Genomic DNA, 26210 nt, shown 5'->3' on the forward strand with positions numbered 1-26210 from the left:
GACATGTGCTCGGCCCGGGGTCAGCGGTGGATCAGCGGTGCACCTCGACCCGCGTGCCGATCGACGCCCAGTCGTAGAGCCACTTCGCGTCCGAGACCGGCATGTTGATGCAGCCATGGGATCCGGAGTACCCGAAGGAGGAGCGCCAGGGGGCTCCGTGGAAGGCGAACCCACGGTGCCAGTACTGCACCCAGGGGACGTCCTTGGTCTCGTAGAACTCGGGGTCGTTCTGGTCCTTGTAGGCACCGTTGGTCATGTCCTGCTTCTCGTAGCGCAGGTAGATCTCGTAGGAGCCCGTGACGGTCTGGTGGTCGTCGGCGCCGTCGACCATCGTGCGCGGACCCCACACCGGGGTGTCGCCCTGGTAAGCGGTGACCGTCTTCTTGGTGAGGTCGACGTCGATCCACTTCTCGCCCGTGGGCTTGTCGGAGGACTTCTCCTCGTCCTTGGAGGAGCCCGACCCGGTGGCCTTGTCCTTGTCCTTGGGGTCCTTGTCGTCGGAGTCCTCGGAGTCCTTCTTCTTGTCCTTGTCCGACTCCTCGTCGGAGTCGGGCGCCTTGGCCTGGGTCATCTCGGCCTTGTGCGTCGTGGTCTCGAAGGCCGCCTCGAGCGGACTGTCGCCGGTCAGCGAGGTCACGAGCTTCTCGGTGACCGCGTCGGCGTTGGTGATCTCCACACCGTCGGTCTTCTCCGCGATGGTCTTGACGACCTTGCCCTCGGGGTCGACCTGCTCGATGCCGTCCTTCTTCTCCACGGCGTCCTCGTCGGCGCGGGCGGAGACCCACTCGCGCACGGCGTCCTCGTCCACGGCGATCCGGAGGTCCTCGCCCTTCTCGTCGGGCTCCACCGAGATCCAGCCCGAGCGGCGCTCGGAGGAGACCGAATGGGTGGCGCCGTCAGGACCCTTCACCGACATCGGCTGGTCCAGCATGGTCGTCACCCGGTCCTTGGCCTTCTTGGCCTTGTCCGTGGTGATCTTCGGGGTGCTCGAGGTGATGCTCTGGGTGATCGTGAAGCTCTCGAGAGAGGACGCCTTCTTCTTGAGCGCGCTCACGAACGCGTCGGTCTCGACGCCCTGGCCGTTCGTCGACTTGCGGACCTTCCAGGTCCCGGCCTTCTCGTCGTACCCGACCTTCGCGTCCTTCGCGGCGGTGCGATCCTTCGGGATCTGTGCGCTCGCGAACGCGGACGCGGCCTTCTCGTCGACCGAGACCACCGGGTCGACGGCGCGGGAGCCCGAGAGCGTCGAGGAGACCACCTGGGAGACCGAGCCGTCGTGCGCGACGGCCTGCTCGGCCGTCTTCTTCGCGTCGACGCTGACGCCGAGCTCCTGCAGGGACGCCGTGCTCTCGCGGCCGTCGGTGTCGACGGTGACGTCGGTCCCCGAGGCCTTCTTCTCGACCAGGGCCGCGATGTCCCGGGCGGAGCTGCCGGAGACGTCCTTGCCCAGCACGGTGGTGCCGGGAAGCGCCTTGCCCTCGTAGCTCTTGGCGTAGGCGAAGGCGCCGCCGGTCAGCACGATCGCCAGCACGGCGATGATCGCGATCAGGATCAGCAGGGCGCGACGGCGCCCGTTGCCGGTGCGACCGGCATCGGTGTCGGTGAGGTGCGACATGGGGTCTCGCTCATCTCTTCGCTGCGGTTCCGGTTCCCCCTCGTCACGGGACCGCCCGCAGAAGGTCCACGGGTCCGCACTCGTGTCCTTCACTGTACGGCAGGCCCGTGCGCCCGGCCGAGAGCGCACGTATCACGGACTCGTCACATTCGACCGTGGCCGGGAGGCGAACCGCGCACGTGGCCCCACGCGCGCGGCGCTACAGTGTTCCCCGTCCTCCCGCTCCCGGCCGCGGGGGCGGGCCCCGTCGGAAGGATCGGCCCCCGTGACCCGTGCGCAGATCTGGCACTCCCTCGAGGAGGTGCCCGCGGACCTCGGCGCGAGCGCGGTGACGATCGGCAACTTCGACGGCGTCCACCTCGGGCACCGCTACGTGCTCGACGCCCTGCGCGATAACGCCGCGGCACGCTCGCTCGAACCGGTGGCCCTGACCTTCTGGCCCCACCCCCGGCACGTCATGCAGACCCCGGGCGAGCCCCCGCTGATCACCGCGCACACGGATCGTGATCGCCTGCTCCTGCTCGCCGGTATGAACGGCGTCCTCGACCTGGAGTTCACCTGGGACTTCGCGCAGTACAGCGCCGAGGAGTTCGTGCGCGTCTTCCTCGTCGAGGGGCTGGGGATGCGCTGCATCGTCACCGGCTCCGACACCCGCTTCGGCCGGGCCAACGCCGGTGACGTGGACACGCTGCTCGAGCTCGGCCGCCGCTACGGCTTCGACGTCGTCGTGCTGCCGGACCTCTCGCCGGGCGAGACGGCGGCGACCGATGCCGCGGCCATCGACGCCGGTCCGCTCGATGCCCGCTCGCCGGGGGAGCCGGGCCCCGCGGAGGCTCCCCGGATCTCGTCCTCGGCGATCCGCGAGGCCCTGCTGAGCGGAGAGATCCCCGAGGCGACCGCGATGCTGGGCAGGTTCCACACCGTGGCCGACGTCGTCCACCACGGCTTCAAGCGCGGGCGCGAACTGGGCTTCCCCACCGCGAACCTCGGGCCGATGCCGCAGGGTCTCGTGCCGGCCGACGGCGTCTACGCGGGCTTCCTGACCGTCGTCGAGCAGTCGCAGGAGCACCGGGGGGCCCCGCCGCTGGTGGGTGCGCGCACGACGATCTCGATCGGCACCAACCCGACCTTCCACGAGGGCAGCGAGGAGTCCCCGCGCATGGTCGAGGCCTACGTCCACGGCGACAACTCCCTCGACCTCTACGGCGACACCGTCCGCCTCGAGTTCGTCGAGCGTCAGCGCCCCACCCTGCGCTTCTCCTCGGTCAATGCCCTGGTCGCGCAGATGGAGCTCGACAAGGACGTGACTCGCCGCACTCTGGAGTCGGTGCAGTCCGACGTCCTCCACCGCCGCTGATAGGCTCTGGTCGCCGTCATGACGGCCGCGGAGGGTTCCGCGCGCCCGCAGACATGATCGCCCGTGCAGCACCCGAGCAGCGTCCCGGGGTCGCCGAGCGGATCTGCGGGCACAGCACGCGAGGACCCGACACACAGAGCCCGGGAGAACAGGCCCCGGCGCGCCGCGCAACGACCGAGGGAGAAGCCAGTGGCCTTCGACTCCGCTACCAAGCAGGAGATCATCAAGGAGTACGCGACCGACGAGGGCGACACCGGTTCGCCCGAGGTCCAGGTCGCGCTCCTGACCCATCGCATCACCTACCTGACCGAGCACCTCAAGGAGCACAAGCACGACCACCACACCCGTCGTGGTCTGATGCTCCTGGTCGGTCAGCGTCGTCGTCTGCTGAAGTACCTGCAGAACGCCGACATCGAGCGGTACCGTTCGCTGATCCAGCGCCTCGGCATCCGCCGGTGACACCCTCCGCCGCTCGTCCCCAGGGACGGGCGGCGGTGCTCGTCCTGGCCTGCGCACGCGTCGCAGGGCGGGGCAGCGCAGCCGCTGAGAGCGGCGCGCACGACCCATCCGCCCCCTCGCCGTCGGCACGGTCCTCGGCAGAGACCTTCGGGAGACGCGGATCCGGCCCACCGGATCCGGCCCGCGGGCCCCTGACGATGGCCGCGTCCGGCAGGGGGACACCGATCCCACCGAAGGAGATCCCCATGGCCATGGAAGGCCCCGAGATCACGGCGACCACCGCCGTCATCGACAACGGAAGCTACGGCACCCGCGAGGTGCGCTTCGAGACCGGACGTCTGGCCCAGCAGGCCGCCGGAGCCGTCTCGGTGTACCTCGACGACGACACGATGATCCTGTCGGCGACCGCCGTCTCCAACAAGCCGAAGGACAACTTCGACTTCTTCCCGCTCACCGTCGACGTCGAGGAGCGGATGTACGCCGCGGGCCGCATCCCCGGCTCGTTCTTCCGCCGCGAGGCCCGCCCGGGCACCGACGCGATCCTCGCCTGCCGCCTCACCGACCGCCCGCTGCGTCCGGCCTTCGTCAAGGGGCTGCGCAACGAGGTCCAGGTCGTCCTCACCGTCATGGCCTCCGGGCCCGACGACGCCTACGACGTGGTCGGCATCAACGGTGCCTCCGCCTCGACGCAGATCTCGGGCCTGCCGTTCAACGGCCCGATCGGCGGCGTGCGCGTGGCGCTCATGCCCAGCGCCCAGGGTGGCCAGTGGGTCGCCTTCCCGACCTTCAGCCAGCTCGACGAGGCCGTCTTCTCGATGGTCGTCGCCGGCCGCATCGTCGGTGACGACGTCGCGATCATGATGGTCGAGGCCGAGGCGACCGACAACGCCTGGGGCATGATCAAGGACCAGGGCGCGATCGCCCCCACCGAGGAGGTCGTGGCCGAGGGCCTCGAGGCCTCCAAGGGCTTCATCCGCGCCCTGTGCGACGCCCAGCAGGAGCTCGCCGACAAGGCAGCCAAGCCCGTGCGCGAGTTCCCGCTGTTCCTGGACTACCAGGACGACGCCTACGAGATCGTCGAGAAGAGCGCCGCCGAGCGTCTCCGCGAGGTCATGAGCATCGCCGGCAAGCAGGAGCGCGAGGAGCGCACCGAGGAGCTGCTGGCCGAGGTCGTCACCGACCTCGGCGCCGAGGGCGCTGCGCTCGAGGGGCGCGACAAGGAGATCTCCGGCGCCTACCGCGCGCTCACCAAGAAGGTCGTGCGCCAGAAGATCCTCACCGAGGGCGTGCGCATCGACGGTCGCGGTCTGCGCGACATCCGTCAGCTCTCGGCCGAGGTCGAGGTGCTCCCGCGCGTGCACGGCTCCGCCCTGTTCCAGCGCGGCGAGACCCAGATCCTGGGTGTCACCACGCTGAACATGCTCAAGATGGAGCAGCAGATCGACTCGCTCTCGCCGGTCCATCGCAAGCGCTACATCCACCACTACAACTTCCCGCCGTTCTCCACCGGCGAGACCGGCCGCGTGGGGTCCCCGAAGCGCCGCGAGATCGGCCACGGCATGCTCGCCGAGCGCGCCCTGGTCCCGGTGCTCCCGGGCCGCGAGGAGTTCCCGTACGCGATCCGCCAGGTCTCCGAGGCGCTGGGCTCCAACGGCTCCACCTCGATGGGCTCCGTGTGCGCCTCGACCCTGTCGATGCTGAACGCGGGCGTGCCGCTGAAGGCGCCCGTCGCCGGCATCGCCATGGGCCTCGTCTCCGACACCGTCGAGGGCGAGACCAAGTACGCGGCGCTGACCGACATCCTGGGTGCCGAGGACGCCTTCGGCGACATGGACTTCAAGGTCGCCGGGACCAACGAGTTCGTCACCGCGATCCAGCTGGACACGAAGCTCGACGGCATCCCCGCCTCCGTGCTGATCTCCGCGCTGTCCCAGGCCCGTGAGGCCCGCCTGCACATCCTGGGCGTGCTCAACGAGGCCATCGACGTCCCCGACGAGATGAGCCCGAACGCGCCCCGCGTGCTCGCGGTGACCATCCCCGTGGACAAGATCGGTGCGGTCATCGGCCCCAAGGGCCAGATGATCAACCAGATCCAGGACGACACCGGCGCCGACATCACCATCGAGGACGACGGCACCGTCTACATCGGCGCGACCGACGGCCCCTCGGCCGAGGCCGCTCGCACGACGATCAACGCGATCGCCAACCCGATGGTCCCCGAGGTCGGCGAGCGCTACCTCGGCACCGTGGTGCGCGTGGTCGACTTCGGCGCCTTCGTCTCGCTGACCCCGGGCAAGGACGGCCTCCTGCACGTCACCCAGCTGCGCAAGCTGAACGACGGCAAGCGCGTGGACAACGTCGAGGACGTCGCCAAGGTCGGTCAGAAGATCGAGGTCGAGATCCGCGAGATCGACGCGCGCGGCAAGATCAGCCTCGCGATCGCCGAGGACGAGGCCGAGGAGACGCCCGCCGAGGGCGCTGCCGAGTCCGAGTGACCCCTCGGTCGGTCCGGCGGCGCGAGCTGCGGACCGGCCCACCCGCCGCGGGCGGCATCCCTGATGGGGTGCCGCCCGCGGTGTCTCACCACCCCTGATCCTGCGTGCGAGACTGGACAGATGCCCCTCGACCTCACCTTCGACGACGCCGCCCGTGACCAGCTGCTCTCGGACGGCACAGCGGGACCCCTGGTGCGCCGCTCGATCCTGCCCGGCGGGGTGCGGCTGCTCACCGAGACCGACCGTTCCGTGCGCAGCGCGACCGTCGGCCTCTGGCTGCCGGTGGGATCGCGCGACGAGACCCCGGCGCACGCCGGCTCCACCCACGCCCTCGAACACCTCCTGTTCAAGGGCACGGACCGCCGCAGCGCCCTGGACATCGCCACCGCCTTCGACGAGGTGGGAGGCGAGTCCAACGCGGTGACCGCGAAGGAGCACACGCTCTATCACGGGCGGGTCCGCAGCGCGGACCTGCCGCTGGCCCTCGACGTCCTCACCGACATGGTCACCTCCTCGACCCTCGCCCCCTCGGCGCTCGAGACCGAGCGCGAGGTGATCCTCGAGGAGCTCGCGATGGCGCAGGACGACCCCACCGACTCCGGGTACGAGGAGTTCCTCGCCCAGGTCCTCGGGCCCGACACCCCCATGGGTCGGCCCGTGGGCGGGACCGTGGAGAGCGTCAGTGCGCTCACCGACGCCGACGTGCGCGCCCACTTCTCCGAGCACTACCGCTCCGGCAATCTCGTGGTCACCGCCGTCGGCGACCTCGACCACGACGCCGTGGCCGCCCAGCTCACGGACCGTCTCGCCGCCGGTGGCTGGTCCCTCGACGAGAGCGCCCTGCCCTTCGCCCGTCGTCCTGCCCTCGAGCGCACCGTGCCGACCGAGGGGACCACACGGGGATCCGCCTCCGCGGTCCCCACCCATCGTCTGGTCCGCCCCCTCGAGCAGACCCACATCTACCTCGGCGGGCCCTCGATCGGTGCCACCAGCGAGGACCGGCACGCGATGAACGTGCTGATGGCGATCCTCGGCGGCGGCATGTCCTCACGGCTGTTCCAGCACATCCGCGAGGAGCGCGGCCTGGTCTACACCGTCTACTCCTTCAGCGCCGCCTACCGCGACGCGGGCCTGTTCGGGCTGTACGCGGCCTGCCGGCCCTCCCGCGCCGAGCAGGTCGTGGAGATGATGGGCGCCGAGCTCGAGGCGATGCGCGACGGCGGTGTCACCGACGACGAGATGCGCCGGGCGCTCGGTCAGATCACCGGCGCCCTCGCCCTCGGTCTCGAGGACACCGCCTCCCGGATGGGGCGACTGGGCAGTCTCGAGCTCGTCCAGGGCCGCTACTCCACGGTCGACGAGGCCGTCGCCCGCATGGCCTCGGTCAGCGCCGAGGATGTCCGCGACCTCGCGGATCGTCTCGCCGGTTCCTTCACGACCCGCGTCGACGTCGGCCCCGAACCGGGCTGAGAGCCGCCCCGTCCCGACCCCGCAGCCCCCACCACCGCGCCGGACCGCCGGCCCCATCGGAAGGAAACCTCCATGTCGCAGAGCATCCGCGTCGCCGTCCTCGGCGCCCAGGGGCGCATGGGAAGCGCCGCCTGCACGGCGATCGAGCAGGCCGAGGACCTCGAGCTCGTCGCCCGGATCGGGAGCTCGGACCACCTCGAGGGTGCGGCGGAGGCCGGCGCCCAGGTCGTCGTCGATCTCACCGTGCCGTCCGTGACCAAGCGCAACGTGCTGTGGGCGATCGAGAACGGCATCCACGCCGTGGTCGGTGCGACCGGCTGGGACGAGGACTCCCTGGCCGAGGTGCGCGAGGCGCTCGGGGGCTCGCCCGCCACGGGCGTGCTGATCGCCCCGAACTTCGCCATCGGCGCCGTGCTGACGATGCGCTTCGCCGAGGCCGCTGCGCGCTACTACGAGAGCGCCGAGATCATCGAGATGCACCATCCCGACAAGCTCGACGCCCCCTCCGGAACGGCTCGCCACACCGCGGCCGCGATCGCGCGCGGCCGCGAGGCCGGGGGACTGGGGTCCGTCCCGGATGCGACCGAGAAGGACGAACTGGGCGCCCGCGGCGCCGTCGTCGACGGCGTCCACGTCCACGCGGTCCGTCAGCGCGGACTGGTCGCCCACGAGGTCGTCCAGTTCGGTGGCGTCGGCGAGCAGTTCCAGCTGCGCCACGACTCCTTCGACCGCGTCAGCTTCATGCCGGGCGTCCTGCTGGGCGTGCGCGAGATCGCCTCGCGTCCCGGCCTCACCGTCGGTCTCGACGGCTACATGGACCTCGGCTGAGCATGCGCGCGAAGCTCGGAGTGGCCGTCCTGGTCCTGGTGACCGCGGCCTACTGCTGGGGTCTGCTGTGGATCGCCGGCGGATTCGCCCGCGCCGGGGGCGCCATCGGCTGGGGCCTCGCCGCGGCGCTGGTGGTCCTGCTCGCGCTCACCGTCTGGGTGACCTGGCGCGAGGTGCTGTTCGGGCTGCGCGCGGGACGGCTCGCGCGGATCTACGGCGGATCCCGTTTCGACACCGAGGCCGCGGCAGGTCTGCGCACGGGGACCGAGAGCGCCGAGACCGCCGATGGCGTGACGGCGACCCCGGCCGAGGCACGTGCGGCCCGCCGGGAGGCCGCCCACACCGAGTTCGAGGCGGCTCGCGATGCTGTCCGCGCCGGGGGAGAGGACGACTGGCGGGCCTGGTACCGCCTGGGCCTCGCCTACTCCGCGAGCCGCGACACCAAGCACGCGCGCGAGGCGGTGCGCCGGGCGATCCGGCTCGAAGCGGGGCGCGAGTAGACCTCAGCCCCACCCCAGCGCCCGGCACACCGCCGCGACCACGGCGGCGGCGATCACCACCGCGAGGAACGGGGCGCGCAGGGCGAGCAGGAGCGCCGCGACGGCGAGGGCGGGCAGTCGCGCGTCGGCCGTGAGGTGCTGGCCGTCGGCCACGGCCTGGGTCGCCACCAGCGCGCCCAGCAGGGCGACCGGCAGCAGGGCGGTGACGCGGGCGATGCGCGGCTTCTCGAGCACGGCCGGGGGCACCTGGTAGCCGAGCCACTTCTGGACGAAGGCGACGACGGTCGCCCCGATCACGCCGATCCACAGCCAGCTCATGCGCGATCCTCCTGCTCCGCGGCGATGCGGGCGTCATCCGCCCCGTCGGCATCCGTCCCGGCGCTGGCGGTGCCGCCCGTACCCGGTTCCGTTCGCGGGCGCCGCGGCAGCAGCCCCACGAGGACCGCGACCAGCGCGGCGGCGAGGACGGGCAGTCCTGCGGGGAGCACCGGGGTGGTGATCAGGGCGATGAAGGCCGCGGCGACGGCCACCGCGACGATGTCGCGCGAGACCAGTCGCGGCCACAGCAGGCCCAGGAACGCAGCGGCCGCGGCTGCATCGAGGCCCCACGCGCTCGGGTCGCCCACGCTCTGACCGATCAGTGCACCGACCAGGGAGAACAGATTCCAGAAGACGTAGACCGCGAGCCCGGCGGCCCAGAAGCCCGCACGCTTGGCGACCGGGTCCTCCGTGGTCGCGGCCACCGCAGCGGACTCGTCGATCGTGAGCAGCGAGCGGGCCGCCCCCTTGGCCCCGCCGCGGGGCAGGACCGGAGCCAGCACCAGCCCGTACAGGGTGTTGCGGATGCCCAGCAGGATCGCCGCGAGCGCCGCTCCCAGGGCGCTGCCGCCCCCGCCGATGACGCCGACGAACGCGAACTGGCTGCCGCCGGTGAACATGATCGCCGTGAGCACCATGGTCTGACAGACATCGAGTCCCGACGCCGTGGCGAGCGCGCCGAAGGAGATGCCGTACAGGCCCGTCGCGATCCCGACGGAGAGCCCCTTGCGGCGGGCCGCGGACACCGCGAGCGGAGTCCCGGCACCCGGTCGTGAGTCGGTGGTCTCGTGCTTCCTCATCGCCACCCCACCGTATCCGGGGAGTTGCCCGCATGCGCAGGTAGAACAGGGTGTGAGACGGTTGGAGCATGAACACTGACGCCGACCGGGGGACCCCCGCCACGGACCCGTTCCCGCTCGATGTCGACGCCCTGCTGCTGGACATGGACGGGACCCTCGTCGACTCCGGTCCGTCGGTGGTGCGGGCGTGGACGAAGCTGCTCGAGGAGCACGGTTCGGCGCGCGCCTTCGACCACACGCTCCACGGGATGCCGGCCCGCGTCGTGCTCGCGGAGGTCTTTCCGGACATGCCTGAGGACGAGGTCGAGGCGGCCCATGCCCGCGTCGAGGACCTCGAGGTCGAGGACGCGTCGCAGATCTCCGTGCTGCCCGGCACCGAGAGGATCGTCCAGGAGCTCGATGCGGCAGCGGCCGAGCTCGGGCGCCCCACCTGGACCATCGTCACCTCCTGCACGCGGCGGCTCTTCGAGGCACGGTGGTCGGTTACCGGTCTCGATGCCCCCGAGAGCGTCGTCACGGCCGACCAGGTCGCCCACGGCAAGCCCGACCCCGAGGCCTATGCCCTGGGGGCGGAGCGCCTGGGCGTGGAGCCCGCCCGTGCGCTCGTGATCGAGGACTCCCTGGGCGGTCTCGCCTCGGCGCAGGCCGCCGGCTGCCTCGCGATCGCGCTCACCACGACGACGCCCGCCCACGACCTCGGCCCGCACGCCGACGCGCTGCTCACCTCTCTCGACGACATCGCCGTGCAGGTCCACGAGGGGCACCTCAGGATCGTCCGCCGCTGATCCGCACCGCCGTTCCGCCCGGCGGGTGGCGGGACCGGATGCGTCGTACCTCCATGACGTTCCTCATCCTGCTCTGACACGCCCCCGGGCGTGGTCTTCCGGGCCGGTCGCTCCAGTACGATGCGGATCATGCGTTCCGCTCTCACCGTGGCCGCCGGCCGTGCCGCGCGCCGCCTGGCCCGACTGCGCGGCAAGGGCCGCGGAGGCAGTGCCTTCCCCGGACTCGTCGTCGAGAGGATCGACGCGGGGTTCCTCGCCCGCACCCTGGAGCAGCTGCCCCTGGGAGTGGTCGTGGTCTCCGGCACGAACGGCAAGACCACCACGACCAAGATCCTGGTCGAGCTGCTGCGCTCCCAGGGCCTGCGGGTGTTCACCAACCCCACCGGGTCCAACTTCGTGCGCGGCGTCGCCGCCTCCCTGCTGACGGAGGTCGACGCGCGCGGCCGGCTGGACGCCGACATCGCCGTGCTCGAGCTCGACGAGGCCCACGCGGTGCACTTCGTGCGCCAGGTGCGGCCCCGGGCCAGCCTGCTGCTGAACGTCATGCGTGACCAACTGGACCGGTTCGGAGAGATCGACCACACCGCGAACCTCCTCCACTCGGTCGCGACGGCGACCACCGAGCTCGTCGTCCTCAACGCCGACGACCCGCGACTGGCCGCCCCGCGCTTCACCGCTGATCTCACCGCTCGTGTCGAGGGCTTCGGCATCGGCGAGCGCCTGCGCCGCGTCTTCCTCTCCGACGACGACCTCCGTCGCGCGGAGCAGGAGGGTCCTGCGATGACCGAGGACGCGGGCCTGGGCACCGAGCAGCCCGAGGACGCCGAGAGCGCCGGCACCCGGCTCGAGGCCATCGACGGGCGCCGCGCCTCGTTGCGCGTCGGCGGCGCCGAGCACGAGGTCGAGTTCGCCCTGCCCGGCGTCCATAACATGCTCAACGCCACCGGCGCCCTGGCGCTGGCCTCCTCGCTGCTGGGCGAGCGCGCCGACCTCGACTCCCTGCTTCATGCGCTCTCGCAGGTGCGCGCCGCCTTCGGGCGCGGGGAGATGCTCGAGGTCGAGGGACGTGCGCTCGAGCTGGCCCTGGTCAAGAACCCCGCCGGGTTCCGCATGAGCTTGCTCAGCGCCGACACCGCACCCGCCGAGACCATGATCGCGATCAACGACGACTACGCCGACGGGCGCGACATGTCGTGGCTGTGGGACGTCGACTTCAGCGCGCTGCGGGCGAGCGGCGTGCACGTGGTCAGCGGCGTGCGCGCCTTCGACATGGCGCTGCGCCTGCGCTACGACGAGGTCATCGTCGACGGCGTCGAGACCGACCTCGGCGCCGCCCTGGGCTCGCTGATCGCCGCCTCCCGTGAGAGCGGGCGGCCCATGCGCATCTTCTGCACCTATACCGCGATGCTCGCCGTGCGCGCGCAGCTCTCGCGCATCACCGACGTGGAGGTGGTCCTGTGACCGAGCAGCCGGCGCCCGCCCCCGACCTGACACCGGTGCCCACCCCGGCACTGCGCCCGGCCCGTGCCGACGCCCCGCCCCTGCGGATCCTCCAGCTCTACCCCTCGGAGATGAACATCTACGGGGACTGGGGCAACACCCTGACCCTGATGCGTCGCGCCCAGTGGAGCGGCTTCGAGGTCGAGCTGCTGGCCCACGAGGTCGGGGACGAGCTGCCCGAGCAGGTCGACCTCGTCGTCGCCGGCGGCGGCCAGGACTCCGGCCAGGTCCGCATCGCCGCCGACCTGCTCGCCCACGGCGGAGCGATCCGCGACTGGGCGGAGCAGGACGTCCCCATGCTCGCCGTCTGCGGCTCCTACCAGCTGTTCGGCCACGTGTTCGTCCCCGCCACGGGCGACACCGCCGACGAGCCGCTGACGGGCATCTCGCTGCTGGACGTCGAGACCCGGGGAAGCTCGAAGCGCCTGATCGGCAACCTCACGATCGAGACCGAGCGCTTCGGCCCCGTCGTGGGCTACGAGAACCATTCGGGTCTGACCACCCTCGGCGAGGGCTGTGTCCATCTGGGCACGGTGAGGCCCTTCGGCCCGGACGACTCCCGGGCGGCCGGCAACAACGGGAACGACGGCAGCGAAGGTGCCGTGCACCGTGAGGTGATCGGCACCTACCTGCACGGGTCGGTGCTGCCCAAGAACCCCGCGATGGCCGACCGGCTGCTGGCAGCGGCCGTGCGCCACCGAGTGGGGGAGGACGCCTACACCGCCCCCGATCTCGAGGGGATCGTCACCCAGCGGGCCCGGGACATCGCCATGTCCCGGCCTCGCTGACCTCCCCACCTCGACTACCCTGAGGAACCATGAGCGACAGCGAGAGCGACATCGTCTTCCGGTCCGACATGACCGTCCAGCTGGTGCGGTCCGCCGCTCAGGACGGCGACGTGGTCTTCGCCGCGCGCGTCTCCACACAGGGGGAGAAGACGCTGGCCAAGGCCGGGGAGGATGCGAGCGACCGCGACAAGGGGCTGATCCGGTTCCTGATGCGCGACCGCCACGGCAGCCCCTTCGAGCACAACAGCTTCACCTTCTACGTCGAGGCGCCGATCTTCGTCTTCCGCGAGTTCATGCGCCATCGGATGGCCTCCTACAACGAGGAGTCGGGGCGCTACCGGAAGATGCGCCCCGTCTTCTACGTGCCCGGGACCGACCGCAACCTCCAGCAGATCGGCAAGCCCGGCGCGTACACCTTCGAGCCCGGCACGGCCGAGCAGCACGCGATCGTCGAGGAGTCGGTGCGCACCCAGTCCACGAGTGCGTACCGGGCCTACCTGGAGATGCTCGAGGCCGGCGTCGCCCGTGAGGTGGCCCGCACCGTGCTGCCACTGAACCTCTACTCCTCGATGTACGTGACCGTGAACGCCCGCAGCATGATGAACTTCCTCTCCCTGCGCACCCAGCACGAGGACTCGACCTTCCCGTCCTTCCCGCAGCGGGAGATCGAGATGGTCGCCGAGCAGATGGAGCAGCACTTCGCCGAGAAGATGCCGCTGACCCACGCCGCCTTCCAGGACGGCGGACGCGTCGCCCCCTGACCCCGTCGGCGCCCGGGCCCACCCGCCCGGCGCCGAGGCCCTCGCTCCGAGGAGCCCACGACCCAGCAGTTCCGCCCGTCCCAGCAGGAGGACATCATGACCGTCCCGATCACCGACGCCGCGCGTCCCTTCGGCACCGTCGGCACCGCGATGGTCACCCCCTTCAGCGCGGACGGCGAACGGCTCGATCTCGACGCCGCGCAGGCCGTCGCCGCCCACCTGGTCGCCCACGGCAACGACACCCTGGTGGTCAACGGCACCACGGGGGAGTCGCCCACGACGACCGACGAGGAGAAGCTCGCGCTGGTCAAGGCGGTCCGCGAGGCAGTCGGCAGCGACGTCACCCTGCTCGCCGGGGTGGGCAGCAACGACACCCGCCACAGCATCGAGCTCGCCCGCGCCCACGGCGACCTGGACCTCCAGGGCCTGCTCGTGGTGACCCCGTACTACTCCCGGCCCTCACAAGAGGGCATCATCGCCCACACCGAGCAGGTGGCCGACGCGACCGACCTGCCCGTCCTGCTCTACGACATCCCCAGCCGCAGCGGCGTGCCGCTCGCGCACGAGACGCTGCTGCGCCTCGCACAGAACGAGCGCATCCTCGCGGTCAAGGACGCCAAGGGAGACCTCCAGCAGGCCGCTCTCATCACCGCCCAGTCCGACCTCGTGTACTACTCGGGGGAGGACGCCCTGAACCTCGCCTGGCTCGCCCTCGGAGCGGCCGGCATCGTCTCGGTGGTCGGCCACGTCGCCGGCGATCTCGAGGCGCAGATGGCGGCCGCCGTCAACGACGGCGACCTCCCCGCAGCACAGCAGATCAACCGCCGCCTGGCCCCCGTGGTCCAGGCGATCATGTCCCGCATGCCCGGCGTGGTCGCGGCGAAGACGGCCCTGGTCCTCCAGGGCGTCCTCCCGCACGCGGCCGTGCGCGGGCCTCTCGTCCCCGCGAGCGCGCCCCAGATCGCCGAGCTGACCGAGGCGCTCGGCGGCCTCGAGGGCATCCCACCGCTCGTCTGACCCCGGAAGGACCCATGACCACCATCACTCCCTTCAGCGAGCGGCTCCAGCAGCCCCGCAAACGCGCCAAGGACACCCTGCGGATCATCCCGCTGGGAGGCCTCGGCGACGTGGGCAGGAACATGACCGTGTTCGACTTCGACGGGCGCCTGCTCGTCGTCGACTGCGGCGTGCTGTTCCCCGAGGAGTCCCAGCCCGGCGTCGACCTGATCCTGCCGGACTTCCAGTACCTCGAGGACCGCGTCGACGACATCGCCGCGATCGTCCTCACGCACGGCCACGAGGACCACATCGGCGCGGTGCCCTACCTGCTGCGTCTGAAGCCCGACATCCCCGTCGTCGGCAGCCAGCTCACCCTCGCCTTCATCGAGGCCAAGCTGCGCGAGCACCGCATCAAGCCCTACACGCTCGCCGTGCGCGAGGGCGACACCGAGAGCTTCGGCCCCTTCGACTGCGAGTTCGTGGCCGTGAACCACTCGATCCCCGACGCGCTCGCGGTCTACATCCAGACGCCCGCGGGTTCCGTCCTGCACACGGGCGACTTCAAGATGGACCAGCTGCCGCTGGACGGCCGCATCACCGATCTGCGGGCCTTCGCCCGGCTGGGCGAGAAGGGCGTCGACCTGTTCATGGTCGACTCCACCAACGCCGAGGTGCCCGGGTTCACGACCGCGGAGCGCGAGATCGGGCCGGTGCTGGACTCCGTGTTCGCGCGCTCGCGCCAGAAGATCGTCGTCGCCTCCTTCTCCAGCCACGTCCACCGTGTCCAGCAGGTGCTCGACGCCGCGGCGAAGCACGGCCGCAAGGTGGCCTTCGTGGGCCGTTCGATGGTGCGCAACATGGGCATCGCGTCGGACATGGGATACCTCGACGTCCCCCCGAAGACCCTCGTGGACGTCAAGAAGATCGACTCCCTGCCCGATGAGCAGGTCGTGCTCATGTGCACCGGCAGCCAGGGCGAGCCGATGGCCGCCCTGGGACGGATCGCCAACAGCGACCACCGCGTCTCCGTGGGCCCGGGGGACGTCGTCATCCTCGCCAGCTCCCTGATCCCCGGCAACGAGAACGCTGTCTTCCGCATCGTCAACGGACTGATGGCGCTCGGCGCGGAGGTCGTCCACCAGGCCAGCGCCCGCGTGCACGTCTCCGGACACGCGAGCGCCGGCGAGCTGCTGTACTGCTACAACATCGTGCGTCCGAAGAACGTCATGCCCGTGCACGGCGAGGTGCGGCACCTGATCGCCAACGGCCGCATCGCCGAGTCCTCGGGCGTGCCCGCCAAGAACGTGGTGCTGGCGCACGACGGCAGCGTCGTGGACCTCAAGGACGGCGTGGCGAAGGTCGTGGGGGAGATCCCCAACGGCTACGTGTACGTGGACGGCTCCAGCGTGGGGGAGATCGACGAGGCGGACCTCAAGGACCGTCGGATCCTCGCCGACGAGGGATTCATCTCCCTGTTCGCCGTGGTCAGCTCCGAGACCGGAGAGATCGTCGCCGGCCCGGAGATCCACGCCCGCGGCGTCGCCGAGGACGAGGCCGTGTTCGAGAAGATCCGGCCCGAGATCGTCAAGGCGCTCGAGAAGGCGCTCCTGGACCAGGCCGGCAACGGCAAGCACGACACCCACCAGCTGCAGCAGGTCATGCGCCGCGTGGTCGGCCGCTACGTGGGCCAGCGCCTGCGCCGGCGCCCGATGATCATTCCGGTGGTCGTCGAGGCCTGAGCCCCGCGCCGCCCCGGATCCGGCCCCAGGGTGACGAGGATCCGGGGTGGCGGCGTGTCGCCTGCCGGGGGTGGGGTGGACCCGAGAGGGTAGATTGGCCCCATGGCGACACGTACGTCTTCCCCCGCACGTGCGTCGAAGGGCTCGTCCCGGACCACGTCCTCCCGCTCCGCGGGCGGAGCAGGCGCGGCTTCCCACGATCCGTCGACGCTTCCGCTGCCCGTGCGCGCTGTGCGCGCCGGGTACCTCGGCGTCGCGCGCGCGATCGGTGGTTTCATCCGCGCGATCGGCGTGGCCCGCTGGGAGGTCCCCTTCGAGCAGCGCCGGGACGGGTACGCGCTGTTCCTGCTGCTGATCGCGGCCCTGGTCGCCACCCGCGAGTGGTTCCAGGCGCCCGGCACCTTCTTCGACGGCGTCCACGCGGTGGTCGGCGGCACCTTCGGCATCGCCTCGGTGGTGGTCCCGTTGCTGGCCCTGGGCTGGTCGATGCGGATGTTCCGCCGCCCCGACTTCGTGCGCGCGAACACGCGCGTCGCACTCGGCGTCGCCCTGCTGCTGATCTCCTTCTCGGCGATCGCCTCGATCTCCTCGCGGATGCCCGCCCCGGCCGACGGCATCGACGCCCTCGCCTCCGGCGGCGGCGTGCTCGGGTTCCTCGCGGCGGCGCCGCTGGCCGCCCTGGTCCCGCCGCCCGTGGTGGTCGTCGTCTACGTCGTGGTCGCGCTGTTCGCGGTGCTCGTGCTGACCGCGACCCCCGTGGAGGCCCTCCCGCAGCGCATCCGCGGCGTCTACGACACGCTCGTCGGCCACAGCGAGGAGGAGGACGCCGAGCGCGAGAGCTTCGGTCTGCGTCCCCGCCGCGCCGCCGCCGGTGATGCGGCGGCGGAGCAGACCCCCGAGCAGAAGACGCCGCGCCGCCGGCGCACCAAGAAGGAGATCGCCGAGGACGCCGCCCGCGACCACGACGAGTTCGGCTACGCGGGCGACGAGGCCTTCGCGGGTGCCGTGCCCGGCGAGGACGAGGCCCCCGCGGGCAAGCGCGGGGGCCGTGCCGGCCGTCGCGGCCGCAAGGGCTCCGAGGACGCCGCCACCGACAGCACCGAGGTGTTCGACGTGGTCGCCGACGAGAACTCCCGCGCCAAGGGGTTCCCCTCGAAGACCGAGGCGCTGCCCACGGCCGAGAGCGGAGCGCGCACGGGCGCGGCGGGCGCCGCCGGTGCCGCGGGCGCCGGGCGCCCCCAGCCCACCACCCCGCAGCCCACCGCCGCCGCGGGCGCGGGCAAGCCGACGAAGGGGAGCAGCAGGGACGAGGAGCGCCCGGAGATCGTGCTCCCGCCGAGCGGCGACCTGCCGCGCGCCGGGGAGCAGCTCGAGCTCGCCGGCGACGTGGTCTACACGCTGCCCGAGTCCTCCTTCCTGCTGGAGGGCCCGCCGGCCAAGTCCCGCTCGGAGGCCAACGACCGCGTGGTCGAGGCCCTCGGCGAGGTCTTCGCCCAGTTCAACGTCAACGCCGAGGTCGTGGGCTTCAGCCGTGGCCCCACCGTCACCCGCTACGAGGTCGAGCTCGCCCCGGGCACCAAGGTCGAGAAGGTCACGGCCCTGGACAAGAACATCTCCTATGCGGTGGCCAGCTCGGACGTGCGGATCCTCTCGCCGATCCCGGGCAAGAAGGCCATCGGCATCGAGATCCCCAACACCGACCGCGAGACCGTCTCGCTGGGTGACGTGCTGCGCAGCACCGTCGCCACGCGCAACGAGCACCCGCTGGTGATGGGCGTGGGCAAGGACGTCGAGGGCGGCTTCGTCGTCGCGAACCTCTCCAAGATGCCTCACCTGCTGGTCGCGGGCGCCACCGGCGCCGGCAAGTCGAGCTTCGTGAACTCGATGATCACCTCCATCCTGATGCGCGCCACCCCGGAGGAGGTGCGCATGGTGCTGGTGGACCCCAAGCGCGTCGAGCTCACGATCTACGAGGGCATCCCGCACCTGATCACGCCGATCATCACCAACCCGAAGAAGGCCGCCGAGGCCCTCGAGTGGGTCGTCAAGGAGATGGACGCCCGCTACGACGACCTCGCGACCTTCGGGTTCAAGCACATCGACGACTTCAACAAGGCCGTCCGGGCCGGCGAGGTCACGGTGCCCCCGGGCAGCGAGCGCCGTCTCGCGCCCTACCCGTACCTGCTGGTGGTCGTCGACGAGCTCGCCGACCTGATGATGGTCGCCCCGCGCGACGTCGAGGCCTCCATCCAGCGCATCACCCAGCTCGCTCGCGCCGCCGGCATCCACCTGGTGCTCGCGACCCAGCGCCCGAGCGTCGATGTGGTCACCGGCATCATCAAGGCGAACGTGCCCAGCCGCCTCGCCTTCTCGACCTCCTCGCTCCAGGACTCCCGCGTCATCCTCGACGCCGTCGGCGCCGAGAAGCTCATCGGCCAGGGCGACGCCCTGTTCCACCCGATGGGCAAGGCCAAGGCCATGCGCGTCCAGGGCGCCTGGGTCAACGAGTCGGAGATCCACAAGGTCGTCGACCACGTCAAGGCGCAGATGAAGCCGAACTACCGCGAGGACGTCACCGTCGCCGCGGCCAGGAAGCAGATCGACGACGACATCGGCGACGATCTCGAGGTGCTGCTGCAGGCCACCGAGCTCGTCGTCACCACCCAGTTCGGCTCGACCTCGATGCTCCAGCGCAAGCTGCGCGTGGGCTTCGCCAAGGCCGGCCGGCTCATGGACCTGCTCGAGTCCCGCGAGATCGTGGGCCCCTCGGAGGGGTCCAAGGCACGCGACGTGCTCGTCAGCCCCGACGACCTCGCCGGTGCGATCGCCCGGATCAAGGGGGAGGACGAGGGCGGCGCCGGCCGTGCACCCTCGGAGTCCGACGCCCCCTTCGACTCCGGTGCCGAGGTGGGTGCCGAGGAGTACGGAGCTGCACCGGGAGACGGCGCCGGGTACCCGGGAGACGGCGGCTACGCCGACGGCCCCGCGGTCCCCGGAGGGGATCCCTACGACGCCACCCCGGCAACCACGACCTCGGCGAACGACCGCTACGGCGAGGACCCGCTCCGTCACGACGGCGGCGATGTGGCGACCGACTACTACGACGACAACGACAGCGCCGACGGGGAGGACGCCTGGCAGCTCACCGGACGGTGAGCGGCCCGTGCCACCCCGAGAAGCGCAGGAACCCCGGGCGTCGAGGACGCCCGCGGACAAGGAGCAGGCATGAACGCCCCGGAGACCCATCGCCCCGTCCCGCTGTGGAACATCGCGAACGTCCTGACGATGCTGCGGTGCGTGATGGTGCCGGTGTTCGTCGCCGTGGCGGCGGTCTTCCCCGACGTGATCTCCTGGCGGCTGCTGATCACCGCGATCTTCGTGGTCGCGATGATCACCGACTTCCTGGACGGATACCTCGCCCGCAGCCGAAACCTGATCACCGACTTCGGGAAGATCGTCGACCCGATCGCCGACAAGGCGATGACCGGAGCGGCCTTCGTCATGCTCTCGGTGTGGGAGTACGTGCCCTGGTGGATGACGATCCTGATCCTGCTGCGCGAGTTCGGCATCACGATCATGCGCTTCACGATCCTGAAGTACGGGGCGCTGCCGGCGAACCTCGCCGGCAAGACCAAGACGATGATGCAGACGATCGCGATCACCTTCTGCCTGCTGCCCTTCGACCTGTGGTGGGGTCCCGCACACTGGATCGGGCTCGCACTGGTGGTGATCGCGCTCGTGCTCACCGTCTACTCGGGACTCGTGAACCTCAAGGACGGGCTGCGGCTGCGGCGCGAGGCGCTGCGCGGCGGATCGCGGGCATGACCGCCGACGTGGACCCCGCCGCCCGGATCATCGCCCTGGCAGCGGGAGCCGGCCTGCACCTGGCGACCGCCGAGTCGCTCACCGCGGGTGCCGTGGTGGCCCGTCTCGTGGACGTGCCCGGGGCCAGTTCCTGTGTGGTCGGCGGGGCGGCCTGCTATAGCTACGACGCCAAGCACCGCGTGCTCGGCGTCGACGAGGCGGAGCTCGCACGCACCGGGGCGGTGACCGCCTCGATCGCACGTCAGATGGCGCTGGGCGCCCTGGAGCTCTACGCGGCCGACCTCGCCGTCTCCACCACCGGCGTCGCCGGCCCGGGGGCCGACGAGCGTGGTGTGCCCGCCGGCAGCGTCCGTCTCGCCCTGGCGGGACGGACACCGGAGGGGCCCGTCGTGCTCGAGGAGTGCGAGCTCCACGAGCGCGGGTCGCGACGTGAGGTGCGTCGCGTGAGCGTCGAGGCGGCGCTCTCGCTTCTCCAGCGGCATCTCGATACCACGGTCGTGTCTCTCGGAACCCGGGACTGACCTGCCATGACGTGCGCACCCGTGGGCCCGGCGCGATGGTGCGCGGGGTGCCGTGCCCGTGCGGCAGGGCATGGTTCTCGGGCGTCGCGGGCGACCCGGTCCGCAGGAGCGGGAACAGACAGGGGTGCCGGGACGTTGCACTCATCGTGATGAGCACTCCGAATCCCACCCGCGCACGGCGCCCCGGACTTCCGGTGCCTGCCCGTGCCACCGCCCGTCCCGGTACCCTGCGTGGGGGAGCGCAGCGTCCCGGCGGGGCCCTGCGGCCCCGAGCGGACATGCACGCACCCGTGGCGGCGGCACCTGCCTCCACCGCGCACACGAAGGGAGACCGACCCATGATCCTCTTCCGCCAGGAGCTCGGCGACGTCCTGCGCGAGGCCCGGCGCTCCCAGGGCCGGACCCTCCGTCAGGTCTCCTCGGACGCCCGCGTCTCCCTGGGCTACCTCAGCGAGATCGAGCGCGGCCAGAAGGAGGCCTCGAGCGAGCTGCTGTCCTCGGTGACCGAGGCGCTAGGGATGCCGCTGTCCTTCCTGCTGCGAGAGGTCTCCGACCGCATCGCCGCCGCCGAGGGCATGAACATCCCCGACACCGTCCCGGAGGGATTGGCCGACGACACCGAGAGCCTCGTCGGCGCCTACTGACGTGCGTCGCAGCGAGTACACGCAGCTGGCCGTCCACGTCTTCGGGCGCACCCTCGCCGAGACCTACACGCGCGAGCTCGCCCTGGCACCGCTCTCGGGTCGCACCCCTGGTGAGGCGATGGAGCAGGGCGAGGACGTGCGCAGGGTGTGGACCGCACTGTGCGACGAGATGGACGTCCCCGAGTCCCGCCGCTGGGAGATCCCACCCGAGCTCCGTCAGAACCGATGACCGCCCGTCGGCCCGTCCGGGCCGGGTACGTCCCGCTCTAGCAGGACGCGGAGACCCCACAGCCCACGCGGCGCGCCGGATCACCCGGCGCGCCGCGTGTCGCATTCGTGCGTTCGAACATCTGTTCGGGTATCGTGAGGCCCGACGACCGGTTCCGCACAGGATCGATCCGCTTCTCCCGACGGGCCCTCCCCAGGGTCCGGACATCCACAGGGGAGAGGGGAACCTCCCGGATGTCCGACCGTCGACCTAGTGTGGCCGCACGGCACGCATCCGCCGGTCGCACCGGCTCCCCGGAAGGAACGAGAACATGCCCGCAGCGAAGTCCAGTTCAGCCCCCAAGGACCGCGCGTCCTCCCTCGACAACGCGCTCGCGCAGATCGACCGCCAGTTCGGCAAGGGCTCGATCATGCGCCTGGGTGACGAGTCCCGTCCCCCGGTCGAGGTCATCCCCACCGGTTCGGTCGCCCTGGACGCAGCCCTCGGCGTCGGCGGCTACCCGCGTGGCCGCATCGTGGAGGTCTACGGCCCGGAGTCCTCCGGCAAGACCACGGTGGCCCTGCACGCGGTCGCCAACGCGCAGCGCAACGGCGGCATCGCCGCGTTCATCGACGCCGAGCACGCCCTGGACCCGGAGTACGCCAAGAAGCTCGGCGTGGACACCGACGCCCTGCTGGTCTCCCAGCCCGACACCGGCGAGCAGGCGCTCGAGATCACCGACATGCTGATCCGCTCCGGTGCCCTGGACATCGTGGTCGTCGACTCTGTCGCGGCCCTCGTGCCCAAGGCCGAGATCGAGGGCGAGATGGGCGACTCCCACGTGGGTCTGCAGGCGCGCCTGATGTCCCAGGCGCTGCGGAAGCTCACCGGTGCGCTCTCCTCCTCGGGCACCACCGCGATCTTCATCAACCAGCTGCGCGAGAAGATCGGCGTGTTCTTCGGCAGCCCGGAGACCACCACCGGCGGCAAGGCACTGAAGTTCTACGCCTCGGTGCGCATGGACATCCGCCGTATCGAGACCCTCAAGACGGGCCAGGACTCGGTGGGCAACCGCACCCGCGTGAAGGTCGTGAAGAACAAGATGGCCCCGCCCTTCAAGCAAGCCGAGTTCGACATCCTCTACGGCGAGGGCATCTCCCGCGAGGGCGGCCTGATCGACATGGGCGTGGAGAACGGGATCGTGCGGAAGTCCGGTGCCTGGTTCACCTACGAGGGTGATCAGCTGGGCCAGGGCAAGGAGAATGCCCGCCAGTTCCTCAAGGACAACCCGGATCTCGCGGCAGAGATCGAGCAGAAGATCCTCCAGGCCCTCGGGGTCGGCCAGTTCGGCGCCGCCGAGGAGGCCCCGGCGGAGGCAGAGGGCGAGACCTTCTCCGCCGAGGAGTTTCTGGACGAGGACGTCCCGGCGACGATCTGATCCACCGTGCGGCGGCAGGGCATCGAGCCCTGCCGCCGCACGTCGATCGGCCAGGCCTCCGCATCGATGACACCGTCACGCATCACGCCCCTGCACCGGGACCTCGCCGCGCGTACCGAGGAGATCCTCGCGCGTGAGCCGGAGGAACCGAGCCCCGAGCAGGTCGAGCGCGAGAAGCGGATCGTTCACGAGTGCCGCTATCTGATGCGCCTGCTGGCCTCGCGCCGCCGCAGCGCCGGGGAGATGCGCGAGCGGCTCTACGACCGCGAGGTCCCTGCCGACCTGGCCCACGAGGTCATGTCTCGGATCGCCCGCGCGGACCTGATCGATGACGCCGCCTTCGCACGGGACTGGGTCGAGCAGCGCCGGCGACTGCGCGGTCTCGCGGACGAGGCCCTGCGCCGCGAGCTCGAGGCCAAGGACGTCGAGGCCGCGACCATCGATGCCGCGCTGCGCGGGGATGCCGAGGACCTCGACGAGGCCGAGCTGCAGGAGGAAGCGCGCTGCCGCGAGCTCGCCCGCGCTCGGATCGCCCGGGAGAGCCGGCGGACCGACACCGAGGACCGCCAGCAGCGCTCACGAATGGCCCGCCGCCTCGAGGGGTATCTGCGACGCCGCGGCTACGACGGCGCACTGATCCGCCGGGTGGTCTCCAGCGAGCTGCTCGCCGCGACCGGTCGCTGAGGGCGCTCGGGTCGCTGCGCGTCTCAGTCCTCCACGAGTGTCGCCGTGCGGGCGACCCGCGCTCCGCGGCGCTGCAGGCGCCCACGGCGCTGGACCCACACCGCCAGCCGCGAGAGCAGCACGTTCAGCGTCACGAACACCGCAGCGCCCACCGCGAGCAGCGGCAGCAGGTAGTCGGCGTCGGTCAGGGCGTCCGCGACACGGCTGATCTGTCGCAGCAGCTCCGCGTAGCCCACGATGTAGCCCAGGGACGAATCCTTGATCAGCACCACTCCCTGCGCGATCAGGGAGGGGAGCATCATCCGCACCGACTGCGGCAGCTGGATGATGCGGTAGATCAGCCCGCTGCGCATGCCCAGCGAGTACGCGGCCTCGGTCTGCCCCGCGGGCAGCGCGTTGATGCCGGCCCGCAGGATCTCCGCGAACACGGCCGCGTTGTAGACGACGAGGCCGAAGACCACGGCCATCAGCGGGGAGGCCCCGGGCAGGACCAGGATCCCGAAGAACATCACGAGCACCACCGGCAGGGCGCGGAACACCTCGATCACGGCCGAGGCGAGCCAGCGCACCGGCGCCCACGGGGCGGCGCGGAGGGAGACCAGCAGGACCGCGAGGATCATCGCGAGCGGCAGCGAGATCACGGCCGCGACCAGGGTGTTCAGGAGGCCGCGGAACACCGCGGACCAGATGTCGCCCACCTGGTAGCCCGCGAAGTTCGTGGGAGCCTCCAGGAGGATCCGCCAGCGGTCGTCGAACACGCCGTTGGCCGCGAGACGCCAGCCCACCGCCACGATCGCGACCACCAGCACGGCGCCGGCGATCCAGCTCACCAGCCGCTCGCGCTTCTTCTCGTCGGGACCGGGGACGTCGTACAGGACGGGACCGCTGCTCATCGTGCGAACGCCACCTTCCGTTCCATGGCGGCCGCGAGGCGGCCCAGCGGGATGCAGATGACCAGGTAGCACAGGGCGATGCCGATCAGGATCGCGATCACGTCCGCCGAATGCACGTTGGTCAGCCGCTTGGAGAGCGCGAACAGCTCGAGCACGCTGAAGGCGCCGGCGACCGACGTGTTCTTCACCAGCGCGATGAGCACGCTGATCAGCGGCGGGATCGCGGTGCGGAACGCCTGGGGGAGAACCACCAGCGAGAGGTTCTGGGAGAACGACATCCCCAGGGAGCGCGCCGCCTCCGCCTGACCCACGGCCACCGAGTTGATGCCCGAGCGCACCGCCTCGGCCACGAACGCCGAGGTGTAGCAGGTGAGCGCCGTGATCGCCGCCGTCTTGTACCCGAAGGTGAACCCCATCGACGGGGTCACGAACACGTAGAAGAAGAACACGATGGTCAGCGGTGTGTTGCGCAGGAACTCGGTGTACACGGTCGCGACGGTGCGCAGCGGAGCGTACGGCGAGACGCGGAGGGCGGCGAGCAGCGTCCCCAGCAGCAGCGAGAGCACCCCGGAGACACCGGCGAGGAACAGCGTGGTCAGGAACGCGTCACCGATGGCGGCGCGCGAGGCGATCAGACTTCCCATCGGGGCGGATCAGTACTTGTCGATGGTCGGCGGCTCCGGGGTGGGCAGCACCTGGCCGGCCGTGGACTCCCAGGCCTTCGCCCAGCTGCCGTCGTCGTAGGCCTTCTGCAGCGTGTCGTTGATGAACGCGCGGAAGTCGTCGTCGTCCTTCTTCAGCCCGATCCCGTAGGGCTCCTTGGTGAAGGTCTTGCCCTTGTCGACCATCTGCAGCTTGTCCTCGTCGGCCTTGACGAAGCCGGCCAGGATCACGTTGTCGGTCGTCACCGAGTCGGCCTGGCCGTTGTTCAGGGCCGTCACGCACTTGGAGTAGGTGTCGAAGGTGACCAGCTTCGCGTCGGGGTAGTTGTCCTCGATGTTCTGGGCCGGGGTGGACCCCTCGACCGAGCACACGTTCGTGTCCTTGAGATCGTCCGGCCCGCCGATGGCGTCATCGCCCTTCTTCACCATCAGGGCCTGGCCGGCGACGTAGTAGGGGCCGGCGAAGTCGACGACCTTCTTGCGTTCGTCGTTGATCGTGTAGGTCGCGACGACGATGTCCACCTGCCCGTTCTCGATGAAGGGTTCGCGGTTGGCGGTGACGGTCTCGGTCCACTCGATGCCGTCGGGCTTGATCCCCAGGGCCGCCGCGACCATCTTCCCGATCTCGACGTCGAAGCCCACGGGGTCACCGTCCGGTCCGGCCTGACCGAACAGCGGCTGGTCGAACTTGGTGCCGATGGTGATCTTGCCGGCGTCGGCCAGCTTCGCCATCGTCGAGCCCTTCTCGAAGCTCGAGGGGTCGACGTCGGCGACCTCGTCGCCGGAGTCGCTCGAGCCTCCGCACGCCGCGAGGGTGAGGACGGCTGCCGAGCCGGCAGTGGTCGTGAGGAAGAGACGTCTGGTGAGGGACATGAGGGGCTCCTTCGGCGCAGCGGGCGGTGACGGGTGTGGGGAGGAGAC

The 26210-nt window shown here is 70.9% G+C and carries 25 protein-coding genes; 19 read left to right on the top strand and 6 right to left on the bottom strand.

Going from position 1 to position 26210, the window contains the following annotated elements; all coding sequences use genetic code 11:
- Positions 1 to 31: 31 nt before the first annotated feature.
- Positions 32 to 1615: a L,D-transpeptidase family protein gene (locus tag DEO23_RS07440; protein ID WP_109275341.1), complete on the bottom strand. Its 1584-nt coding sequence runs from the start codon at positions 1613 to 1615 to the stop codon at positions 32 to 34.
- A 265-nt stretch (positions 1616 to 1880) separates the two neighbouring features.
- Here DEO23_RS07440 and DEO23_RS07445 point away from each other — a divergent pair, with 265 nt between their 5' ends.
- From DEO23_RS07445 to DEO23_RS07470, 6 genes are all read left to right on the top strand, one after another.
- The gene (locus DEO23_RS07445; protein ID WP_109275342.1) at positions 1881 to 2972 is read left to right on the top strand and encodes a bifunctional riboflavin kinase/FAD synthetase; all 1092 of its coding nucleotides are present in this window, start codon (positions 1881 to 1883) and stop codon (positions 2970 to 2972) included.
- A 189-nt stretch (positions 2973 to 3161) separates the two neighbouring features.
- Entirely contained in the window at positions 3162 to 3431 is a 270-nt protein-coding gene (gene rpsO / locus DEO23_RS07450; RefSeq protein WP_109275343.1) for a 30S ribosomal protein S15, read from the top strand.
- A 251-nt stretch (positions 3432 to 3682) separates the two neighbouring features.
- Entirely contained in the window at positions 3683 to 5926 is a 2244-nt protein-coding gene (locus tag DEO23_RS07455) for a polyribonucleotide nucleotidyltransferase (protein ID WP_165831780.1), read from the top strand.
- A gap of 120 nt (positions 5927 to 6046) precedes the next feature.
- Complete coding sequence (locus tag DEO23_RS07460; protein ID WP_109275345.1) at positions 6047 to 7396, top strand: M16 family metallopeptidase; 1350 nt, start codon at positions 6047 to 6049, stop codon at positions 7394 to 7396.
- A 72-nt stretch (positions 7397 to 7468) separates the two neighbouring features.
- Positions 7469 to 8224 carry a 4-hydroxy-tetrahydrodipicolinate reductase gene (gene dapB, locus DEO23_RS07465; protein ID WP_109275346.1) on the top strand — a complete coding sequence of 252 codons (756 nt, stop codon included), beginning with the start codon at positions 7469 to 7471 and terminating at the stop codon, positions 8222 to 8224.
- A gap of 2 nt (positions 8225 to 8226) precedes the next feature.
- Positions 8227 to 8724, top strand: coding sequence for a tetratricopeptide repeat protein (locus tag DEO23_RS07470; RefSeq protein WP_109275347.1), 498 nt, complete (start codon positions 8227 to 8229; stop codon positions 8722 to 8724).
- A 3-nt stretch (positions 8725 to 8727) separates the two neighbouring features.
- Here DEO23_RS07470 and DEO23_RS07475 read toward each other — a convergent pair whose 3' ends face one another.
- Positions 8728 to 9042, bottom strand: coding sequence for an AzlD domain-containing protein (locus DEO23_RS07475; protein ID WP_109275348.1), 315 nt, complete (start codon positions 9040 to 9042; stop codon positions 8728 to 8730).
- Entirely contained in the window at positions 9039 to 9842 is an 804-nt protein-coding gene (locus DEO23_RS07480) for an AzlC family ABC transporter permease (RefSeq protein WP_109275646.1), read from the bottom strand. The genes DEO23_RS07475 and DEO23_RS07480 overlap by 4 nt, the downstream gene beginning before the upstream one ends.
- Positions 9843 to 9910: 68 nt before the next feature.
- Here DEO23_RS07480 and DEO23_RS07485 point away from each other — a divergent pair, with 68 nt between their 5' ends.
- The 13 genes from DEO23_RS07485 to DEO23_RS07545 all read left to right on the top strand — a co-directional run bounded on the left by DEO23_RS07485 (position 9911) and on the right by DEO23_RS07545 (position 23734).
- Positions 9911 to 10627 carry an HAD family hydrolase gene (locus tag DEO23_RS07485; protein WP_109275349.1) on the top strand — a complete coding sequence of 239 codons (717 nt, stop codon included), beginning with the start codon at positions 9911 to 9913 and terminating at the stop codon, positions 10625 to 10627.
- A 120-nt stretch (positions 10628 to 10747) separates the two neighbouring features.
- Complete coding sequence (locus DEO23_RS07490; RefSeq protein ID WP_420808016.1) at positions 10748 to 12088, top strand: MurT ligase domain-containing protein; 1341 nt, start codon at positions 10748 to 10750, stop codon at positions 12086 to 12088.
- A complete protein-coding gene (locus tag DEO23_RS07495; RefSeq protein WP_240613276.1) occupies positions 12085 to 12915 on the top strand; it encodes a type 1 glutamine amidotransferase in 831 nt (276 codons plus the stop codon). Before DEO23_RS07490 ends, DEO23_RS07495 begins: the two co-directional genes overlap by 4 nt.
- 29 nt (positions 12916 to 12944) lie before the next feature.
- On the top strand, positions 12945 to 13676 hold the full coding sequence (gene thyX, locus DEO23_RS07500) for an FAD-dependent thymidylate synthase (RefSeq protein ID WP_109275351.1): 732 nt from the start codon (positions 12945 to 12947) through the stop codon (positions 13674 to 13676).
- A gap of 96 nt (positions 13677 to 13772) precedes the next feature.
- Positions 13773 to 14693, top strand: coding sequence for a 4-hydroxy-tetrahydrodipicolinate synthase (gene dapA / locus DEO23_RS07505; protein ID WP_109275352.1), 921 nt, complete (start codon positions 13773 to 13775; stop codon positions 14691 to 14693).
- Between the two features lie 14 nt (positions 14694 to 14707).
- Complete coding sequence (locus DEO23_RS07510; protein WP_109275353.1) at positions 14708 to 16414, top strand: ribonuclease J; 1707 nt, start codon at positions 14708 to 14710, stop codon at positions 16412 to 16414.
- A gap of 102 nt (positions 16415 to 16516) precedes the next feature.
- A complete protein-coding gene (locus DEO23_RS07515) occupies positions 16517 to 19570 on the top strand; it encodes an FtsK/SpoIIIE family DNA translocase (RefSeq protein ID WP_109275354.1) in 3054 nt (1017 codons plus the stop codon).
- Between the two features lie 69 nt (positions 19571 to 19639).
- Entirely contained in the window at positions 19640 to 20239 is a 600-nt protein-coding gene (gene pgsA, locus DEO23_RS07520) for a CDP-diacylglycerol--glycerol-3-phosphate 3-phosphatidyltransferase (RefSeq protein WP_109275355.1), read from the top strand.
- On the top strand, positions 20236 to 20760 hold the full coding sequence (locus tag DEO23_RS07525) for a CinA family protein (RefSeq protein ID WP_109275356.1): 525 nt from the start codon (positions 20236 to 20238) through the stop codon (positions 20758 to 20760). Before pgsA ends, DEO23_RS07525 begins: the two co-directional genes overlap by 4 nt.
- Positions 20761 to 21098: 338 nt before the next feature.
- On the top strand, positions 21099 to 21404 hold the full coding sequence (locus DEO23_RS07530; RefSeq protein ID WP_109275357.1) for a helix-turn-helix domain-containing protein: 306 nt from the start codon (positions 21099 to 21101) through the stop codon (positions 21402 to 21404).
- A 1-nt stretch (position 21405) separates the two neighbouring features.
- A complete protein-coding gene (locus tag DEO23_RS07535; protein ID WP_109275358.1) occupies positions 21406 to 21633 on the top strand; it encodes a DUF3046 domain-containing protein in 228 nt (75 codons plus the stop codon).
- Between the two features lie 310 nt (positions 21634 to 21943).
- Positions 21944 to 23050: a recombinase RecA gene (gene recA, locus DEO23_RS07540; RefSeq protein ID WP_109275359.1), complete on the top strand. Its 1107-nt coding sequence runs from the start codon at positions 21944 to 21946 to the stop codon at positions 23048 to 23050.
- 66 nt (positions 23051 to 23116) lie between these two features.
- Entirely contained in the window at positions 23117 to 23734 is a 618-nt protein-coding gene (locus DEO23_RS07545; RefSeq protein ID WP_109275648.1) for a regulatory protein RecX, read from the top strand.
- A 23-nt stretch (positions 23735 to 23757) separates the two neighbouring features.
- Here DEO23_RS07545 and DEO23_RS07550 read toward each other — a convergent pair whose 3' ends face one another.
- The 3 genes from DEO23_RS07550 to DEO23_RS07560 are packed head-to-tail and all read right to left on the bottom strand — an operon-like array spanning position 23758 to position 26162.
- Positions 23758 to 24627, bottom strand: coding sequence for an amino acid ABC transporter permease (locus DEO23_RS07550; RefSeq protein WP_109275360.1), 870 nt, complete (start codon positions 24625 to 24627; stop codon positions 23758 to 23760).
- Positions 24624 to 25271 (bottom strand): amino acid ABC transporter permease, encoded by a 648-nt coding sequence (locus DEO23_RS07555; protein WP_109275361.1) that lies wholly within the window; start codon positions 25269 to 25271, stop codon positions 24624 to 24626. The genes DEO23_RS07550 and DEO23_RS07555 overlap by 4 nt, the downstream gene beginning before the upstream one ends.
- Positions 25272 to 25280: 9 nt before the next feature.
- On the bottom strand, positions 25281 to 26162 hold the full coding sequence (locus DEO23_RS07560; protein WP_109275362.1) for a glutamate ABC transporter substrate-binding protein: 882 nt from the start codon (positions 26160 to 26162) through the stop codon (positions 25281 to 25283).
- Between the last annotated feature and the right edge of the window lie 48 nt (positions 26163 to 26210).

This window comes from Brachybacterium endophyticum (assembly GCF_003130585.1).
In the GTDB taxonomy this organism is placed as follows: domain Bacteria; phylum Actinomycetota; class Actinomycetes; order Actinomycetales; family Dermabacteraceae; genus Brachybacterium; species Brachybacterium endophyticum.